Source organism: Hungatella sp. SL.1.14 (assembly GCF_024460495.1).
In the GTDB taxonomy this organism is placed as follows: Bacteria; Bacillota; Clostridia; order Lachnospirales; family Lachnospiraceae; genus Hungatella; species Hungatella hathewayi.
In genome coordinates this window covers 1-303 of record NZ_JANFYJ010000309.1, presented here as the reverse complement: position 1 = coordinate 303, position 303 = coordinate 1, and the positions used below count along the sequence as shown (strand labels likewise).

The following is a 303-nucleotide window of genomic DNA, read 5'->3' as shown; positions in this document are numbered from 1 at the left end:
CCATGGGCTTCTCTACAAGGACATTACTGCCCGCTTCCATTCCATGAACTGCAATTTCACTGTGGACATAAGGAGGCGTGCATACACTGATTACATCCACAGATTCGCTGGCCATGATTGAGAAGGCCCAGGCCGACGGAATCACGGCACAGTATGTGGTGATCAGCGCTTACCGGGATTTGAGTATGCCAGGACAGCAATCCGGTGCGGAGTCCGGGAATACATTCTAAAGCCGGTGAACCGTTTTGAACTGACAGACTGCGTGTCGCGCCTCCTGGGCATTAAGGAGCCGGAGGAGGTAGA

The 303-nt window shown here is 53.5% G+C and carries 2 protein-coding genes; one reads left to right on the top strand and one right to left on the bottom strand.

The window, feature by feature from the left end; genetic code table 11:
* On the bottom strand, positions 1 to 115 hold a 115-nt coding region (locus NE473_RS31125; protein WP_256265642.1), incomplete at its 3' end, for a Gfo/Idh/MocA family oxidoreductase.
* On the opposite strand from NE473_RS31125, the gene NE473_RS31120 reads away from it, so the two are divergent.
* Positions 78 to 230 (top strand): hypothetical protein, encoded by a 153-nt coding sequence (locus NE473_RS31120; RefSeq protein WP_256265643.1) that lies wholly within the window; start codon positions 78 to 80, stop codon positions 228 to 230. The genes NE473_RS31125 and NE473_RS31120 overlap by 38 nt on opposite strands.
* The last annotated feature ends 73 nt before the right edge of the window (positions 231 to 303 follow it).